The sequence below is a fragment of the Aquipuribacter hungaricus genome (assembly GCF_037860755.1).
GTDB lineage: Bacteria > Actinomycetota > Actinomycetes > Actinomycetales > JBBAYJ01 > Aquipuribacter > Aquipuribacter hungaricus.
This window is the reverse complement of the sequence record NZ_JBBEOI010000227.1, coordinates 1-5551: the sequence shown is the minus strand read 5'-3', so window position 1 is coordinate 5551 and position 5551 is coordinate 1. Positions and strand designations below refer to the sequence as shown.

General features: G+C 78.4%; 6 protein-coding genes and 1 pseudogene. 5 read left to right on the top strand and 2 right to left on the bottom strand.

Annotation, left to right across the window (positions count from 1 at the left end; genetic code table 11):
- Window positions 1–237 (bottom strand): annotated as a pseudogene (locus WCS02_RS16790) (UbiA family prenyltransferase); the annotation flags it as partial.
- A gap of 61 nt (window positions 238–298) precedes the next feature.
- Here WCS02_RS16790 and WCS02_RS16785 point away from each other — a divergent pair.
- From WCS02_RS16785 to WCS02_RS16770, 4 genes are read left to right on the top strand one after another with little or no spacing between them, the layout of a single operon-like run.
- Window positions 299–1381 carry a type III polyketide synthase gene (locus WCS02_RS16785; RefSeq protein ID WP_340295315.1) on the top strand — a complete coding sequence of 361 codons (1083 nt, stop codon included), beginning with the start codon at window positions 299–301 and terminating at the stop codon, window positions 1379–1381.
- Window positions 1375–1923 carry an isoprenylcysteine carboxyl methyltransferase family protein gene (locus WCS02_RS16780; protein WP_340295317.1) on the top strand — a complete coding sequence of 183 codons (549 nt, stop codon included), beginning with the start codon at window positions 1375–1377 and terminating at the stop codon, window positions 1921–1923. The genes WCS02_RS16785 and WCS02_RS16780 overlap by 7 nt, the downstream gene beginning before the upstream one ends.
- On the top strand, window positions 1920–2987 hold the full coding sequence (locus tag WCS02_RS16775; RefSeq protein WP_340295313.1) for an NAD(P)/FAD-dependent oxidoreductase: 1068 nt from the start codon (window positions 1920–1922) through the stop codon (window positions 2985–2987). Before WCS02_RS16780 ends, WCS02_RS16775 begins: the two co-directional genes overlap by 4 nt.
- Window positions 2988–2990: 3 nt before the next feature.
- Window positions 2991–3629, top strand: a complete 639-nt coding sequence (locus WCS02_RS16770) for an N-acetyltransferase (protein ID WP_340295311.1) — start codon at window positions 2991–2993, stop codon at window positions 3627–3629.
- 46 nt (window positions 3630–3675) lie between these two features.
- Here WCS02_RS16770 and WCS02_RS16765 read toward each other — a convergent pair whose 3' ends face one another.
- The gene (locus WCS02_RS16765; RefSeq protein ID WP_340295309.1) at window positions 3676–4914 is read right to left on the bottom strand and encodes an ROK family transcriptional regulator; all 1239 of its coding nucleotides are present in this window, start codon (window positions 4912–4914) and stop codon (window positions 3676–3678) included.
- Between the two features lie 146 nt (window positions 4915–5060).
- On the opposite strand from WCS02_RS16765, the gene WCS02_RS16760 reads away from it, so the two are divergent.
- Entirely contained in the window at window positions 5061–5438 is a 378-nt protein-coding gene (locus WCS02_RS16760; protein WP_340295307.1) for a hypothetical protein, read from the top strand.
- The last annotated feature ends 113 nt before the right edge of the window (window positions 5439–5551 follow it).

Here is a 5551-nt window from a genome sequence, read left to right as displayed (position 1 = left end):
CCCCGCGTCCCCCCAGTCGTTGGCCCAGCCGATGACGAGCTGGCCGGCGAGGACGGCGAGGACGACCAGCGCGAGCCGGCCCGCCGCCAGGTCCGCCCCGAGCACGCCGTAGCCGAGCGCGAACAGGGTCACGGCGACGGTCGGGCCCGCGTGGGCCGCGCGGACCAGGGCGGACGCCCGGCCGAGGGCGCTGCCGCGGTCGTCCGGGGAGGTCGCGGGGGGTCGCGGGGCGGGCACCCTGAGACGGTAGGGCCAGCGAGCGCGAGCGGTGCCGCCGGTGCTGTCGTACCGTCGGGGCATGTCGGTCATCGCCGCCGTGGGCAGCGCGGTACCTGACCACCGGTACCCCCAGGCGGAGATCACCGAGGCCCTCGGGGTCACGGTGCTCGGCGAGGCGCACCTGGACCGGCTCCCGGTCATGCGGCGCCTCCACACCTCCTCCCAGGTCGCCACCCGCCACCTGGCGCTGCCGCTGGAGCGCTACGCCGACCTCGGCGGGTTCACCGCCAGCAACGACGTCTTCATCGAGGTGGGCCTCGACCTCGCCGAGAGGTCCGTCCGCCGGGCGCTCGACGCGGCCGGGCTGGTGCCGGAGGACGTCGACCTGGTCATGAGCGTCTCGGTCACCGGCGTCGCCGCCCCGAGCCTGGACGCGCGGCTGGTGGCCCGGCTCGGGCTCCGGCCGGACGTCAAGCGGCTGCCGGTGTTCGGGCTCGGCTGCGTCGCGGGCGCGGCGGGCGTCGCCCGGGTCCACGACTACCTGCTCGGCCACCCCGACGACGTCGCCGTCCTCGTCTCGGTCGAGCTGTGCTCCCTCACCCTGCAGGCCGACGACCGCTCGATGGCCAACCTGGTCGCGAGCGGGCTGTTCGGCGACGGGGCGGCCGCCGTCGTCATGACCGGCACCGGCCGCGCGGCGGGCGGGTCCCCCGACGACGGCCGCCCGCGCCCCCGCGTCGTGGACACCCGCAGCCGGATGTACCCGGGCACCGACCGGGTGATGGGCTGGGACATCGGCACGACCGGGTTCAAGATCGTCCTGGACCAGTCCGTGCCCGACGTCGTCGAGAGCTACCTGCGCGAGGACGTCGAGAAGTTCCTCGCCGACCACGGGCTCACCGTCGCCGACATCGGGACCTGGGTCGCCCACCCGGGCGGGCCGAAGGTGCTCGAGGCCGTGCAGCGCAGCCTCGACCTGCCCGAGGGCGCGCTGTCGCTCACCTGGGACTCCCTCGCCGCGGTCGGCAACCTGTCCAGCGCGTCGGTGCTCCAGGTGCTCGAGGCCACCATGCGCGAGCGCCGGCCGGAGCCCGGGAGCGCCGGGCTGCTGCTGGCCATGGGCCCGGGCTTCTGCGCCGAGCTCGTCCTGCTGTCCTGGTGAGCGCCACCGGGTGGGCCTTCCTCGGCCTGGTCGTGCTCGTGGGGTGCGCGCGCCTGGTCGAGCTGCGCGTGGCCGCCCGCCACCTGGCGTGGGCCCGGGCCCGCGGCGGCGTCGAGCGGGGCGCCGGGCACTACCCGGTCATGGTGGCGCTGCACCTGGCGCTGCTGGTCGGGGCACCCCTGGAGGTGTGGCTGGCCGACCGGCCGTTCGTCCCCGGCCTGGCGGTGGCGATGCTCCTGCTGCTCGCGGCCGCCCATGCCCTGCGCTGGTGGTGCATCCGCAGCCTCGGCATGCAGTGGAACACCCGGGTCGTCGTCGTCCCCGGCCTGCCGCTCGTGGCCCGGGGGCCCTACCGGTACCGCTGGCTGCGCCACCCCAACTACGTCGCGGTCGTCGCCGAGGGCATCGCCCTGCCGCTGGTCCACGGCGCCTGGCTCACCGCGCTCCTGTTCAACGTGGCCGACCTCGTGCTGCTGGCGTGGCGGGTGCGCGTGGAGGAGCAGGCGCTGGCCGAGCTCGCAGGCCCGCGGTCGGCGGTGTGAGCCGGCACGACGCGGACCTCGTCGTCGTCGGCGGCGGTCCGGTGGGCCTGGCGACCGCGGTCGGCGCCGCGCAGCAGGGTCTGTCGGTCGTCGTGCTCGACCCCCGCGAGGGACCGGCGGACAAGGCGTGCGGCGAGGGGCTCATGCCGGGGGCGCGGGCCTCGCTCGAGCGGCTCGGGGTGCGCCTGCGGCCGGGGCCGGACGCCCACGAGATGGTGGGCATCCGCTACCTGTCCCCGGGCCACGTCGCCGAGGCGCGCTTCCGGGCGGGCCCCGGGCTGGGGGTGCGGCGGACGGTGCTGTCGGCCGCGCTCCAGGCCCGTGCCGAGGAGGTCGGCGTGGTCCGCGAGCGGGTCCGGGCGGGCACCCCGGTCGACGACGGCGACGGCGTCCTCGTGGGCGGGCTGCGCGCGCGATGGTGCGTCGCCGCCGACGGCCTGCACTCCCCCACCCGTCGCGCGCTGGGGCTCGACGTCCCCCCGCCCCGCCGGCCCGCGGGCGGCGCGCGTCCCGACGGTCGCCGCTTCGGGCTGCGCCGTCACTACCGGACCGCCCCGTGGGGCTCCCACGTCGACGTGCTGTGGTCGCGCGACGCGGAGGCGTACGTGACACCGGTCGCCCCGGACGTCGTCGGCGTCGCGGTGCTCACCTCTGCCGACGGCGACCTCGACAGCCACCTGGCGCGCTTCCCCGGTCTCGCCGCCCGCCTGGCCGGCGTCCCGCACGCCTCCACCACGCGGGGGGCGGGGCCGCTGCGCCAGGTCGCCCGCCGCCGGGTCGCGGGCCGGGTGCTGCTCGTCGGTGACGCCGCGGGCTACGTGGACGCGCTCACCGGCGAGGGGATCGCCGTGGGCCTGGCGTGCGCGCGCGAGGCCGTCGCGTGCGTCGTGGCCGACGACGCGTCCTCCTACGAGCGCCGCTGGCACGCCGCGAGCCGCCGCTACCGCCTGCTCACCGAGGGGCTGCTCGCGGCGTCGTCGGTGCCGGTGCTGCGCCGGGGGCTGGTGCCGGCCGCGGAGCGCCTGCCGCGGCTGTTCGGTGCCGTGGTCGACCGGCTGGCCTGAGCCGTGGCCGACCTGGCGGAGGTGCTCCGGCTCGCGGCGGCCGGGGTCTTCCCGCCCGTCGACGGCGGCTGGGAGCGGGTGCCGCCGTGGCGCGACGGCGTGGAGGCCGTGGTCGCGCTCACCGGGCACGCGTTCCTGGCCGTGGCCGACGACGTGGACGACGCCGCGCTCGCGGCCCTGCGGCCCGACGGCCTGGGCGGGGCGCACGACCCGCGCCTGGTGACCGCGCTCGCAGCCGGCGGCTGGGTCGTCTCCCTCGACGTGCTGCTCGCCGCGACCGGCGGCGGCCGCCCCGCCGAGGAGTCCCGGCTGGTGGCCCGGGAGGACCTGTCGGCGCACCCCCGTGCCGTGGCGGCCCGGGCGCTGCGCGGCGAGGTCAGGGTCGTCGGCCGCCCGGGCGCCGACCCGTCGCTGGTGACGGTCGGGGCGGGGGTCGCCGGGCTCACCGAGCTGGGCGCCGAGGTGGTCGCGGGTACCGACGGGGCACGCCTGGTCGCCGACGTGGTCGCCTCGCTCCCGGCGGGCTCGCCGGTCCTCGCCGCGGTGGCGCCCGGCAACGCCCGGTCCCTGCGCAGCTTCCTGCGGGCGGGGTTCCGGCCGGTCGGCAGCGTGCAGGTGTACCGGCCCGCCCGGCGGCGCTGACCGGACCGACGCCCTGACCCGGCGCCCCGGCCGTGACCGGCGGCGCTCAGGCGGGGACGGGCACCCGGGTGGGGTCGGCGAACACCTGCTGCAGCGCGACGACGGCGCCGCCGCGGCTGGCCGCGGTGAAGCCGAGCCGCGACGCCCGCACCTCGACCCCGCCCGCGTCGGGCGCCACGACCCGCTCGAGCAGGGTGTGGACGACGAAGGGCCGCAGGTGCTCCTCGAGCACGGCGAAGTACCCGCCGAGCACGAGCGCCCGGGGGTTGACGATGGTGACGAGCACGCTGGCGCCGAGGCCCAGGGCGATCCCCACCCGCTGCAGGGTCTCCAGGGTCGCCACGTCGCCGGCGGCGGCCCGGGCGTTGATCTCGTCGAGCCGGACGTCGATGTCCGCGTCGCCGTCGAGCACCGGGTCGTCGGGGCCGCGCGCGCAGCCGGCCAGGAGCACGCCGAGGCCGACCTGGGTCTCCCAGCAGCCGACCCGGCCGCAGCCGCACACCTCGGGACGCGGGTTGAGGGGGGCGTGGCCGATCTCGCCGGTGAAGCCGCTCGAGCCGCGCAGCAGCTCCCCGCCGACGATGACGCCGCAGCCCACCCCGACCTCCCCGGCCAGGTAGACCAGGTCGTCGACGTCGCGGCCGACCCCGAGCGCGTGCTCGGCGATGGCGCCGAGGTTGGCGTCGTTGTCCACGGCCACCCGCACGTCCCCCAGGCCGAGCGCGGCGTCCAGCTGGGCGGCGAGCTCCGTGCCCGTCCAGCCGAGGTTCGGCGCCAGGGCGACGCGGCCGCGGCCGGAGTCGACGAGGGCGGGCACCGCGACGGTCACGCCGACCACGGAGCTGCCTCCGGCGGACAGGGTCGCCAGCGCCTCCTGCAGGCAGCGGACGACCAGCGCGATCGCCCCCCGCTCCCCGAGGGCGCGCATGTCCGCGGGGGCGCGGCGGGACAGGACGACCTCGTGGGTGAGGTCCAGCGCCGTGACGTCGACGAAGTCGGCGTTGACCTCGACGCCGACGCCGACGACCCGCCCCGGGGCCAGGCCCACGGTCTGCCCGGGCCGGCCGACGCTGCCGACGCGCTCGACCTCGCCCTCGCCGACCAGGCCGCGCTCGACCAGCTCGGCGACGAGGCTGGACACCGTCGCCTTGTTGAGGCCGGTGTCCGCCGCGATCTTGGCGCGCGAGCGGGGGCCGGCGTCACGGAGGTGGCTGAGGACGAGGCTGAGGTTCGACCGGCGCACGGTGAGCTGGTCGGCCGGAGCCGCGGTCACCCGGGTCGACATCCCGTCATCCCCCTCGTCGTCGGTCGGAGCACCGCCCGGAACCCTAGCCCGGGCCGCACGGGCCTGTGGACGGCGCCCGCGGCGGTCCCGCCCGCGCCCCTAGCGTCACCGGTGCCGGGGAGGGCCCGGCACGGGGGTGGGGGCTGATGACGTCGGGGGCAGGGCCGGGGGCGGCGTGGGCCGGCGGCGGGGCGGACGGGCTCTGCCTGGTGGTGGACACGGCCGCCGTCGACGAGGCGGAGGCGCGGGCGGACCGGGTCCGGCAGGCGGTCCTCGACGCGGCCGAGGGCCTGGACCGGCTGCCGGTCGCCGGTGTCGTCGTCGGCGCCGACCCGCTGCTGGACGCGCTGGCGGACCTGGGGCGGCAGTGGCGGGCGGGACTGGACGCCTCCGCGCGCGAGGCGCAGGACCTGGCCGGCGCCCTGCGCGAGGCCCGCACGGCGTACGCCACGGTCGAGCGGGAGGCCGTCCTGGCGGCGCAGGACCTGCGGGACGGGGTCCCCGGACCGCGGACCGGCCGGTGAGCACGTCGTGGACCACCGCCGCCCGGCAGGTCCCCGGCCTGGACCACGACCCCTGCCCGGGCGACGTGCCAGGGGTGCGGCGCCTGGCGGACGGGCTGCGCGGGCGCGCCGAC